Raw genomic sequence first — 230 nt, 5'->3', positions numbered from 1 at the left:
CGGCCATTCCCTGCGATCTAGCAGATGTAGGCTTTGCTCGGCGGACTTTTGGACGACCACACTGCGGTCGAGCAGAGCCTGCCGGAGCGCATCTCGCGACCTGGCCGAATCGCAGCCGGAGAGTGCGCGCGCAGCCTCGGCTCGAATCAAATGATTCTCGTCGGCCAGCATCAGGATCATTTGTGTTTCCAACGCTTGGGTGGCTTCCATGGCGATTGCCATCGAAACGC

Annotated in this window: 1 protein-coding gene; it reads right to left on the bottom strand. The window is 60.4% G+C overall.

Going from position 1 to position 230, the window contains the following annotated elements; genetic code table 11:
- Positions 1–210: hypothetical protein (locus QSV46_RS41250; protein WP_314964579.1), on the bottom strand; the 210-nt coding region annotated here is incomplete at its 3' end.
- Positions 211–230: the final 20 nt, after the last annotated feature.

Source organism: Bradyrhizobium cosmicum (assembly GCF_032290525.1).
GTDB lineage: Bacteria > Pseudomonadota > Alphaproteobacteria > Rhizobiales > Xanthobacteraceae > Bradyrhizobium > Bradyrhizobium cosmicum_A.
The sequence above is the reverse complement of the archived record's forward strand: the minus strand, read 5'-3'. Positions and strand labels throughout refer to the sequence as shown.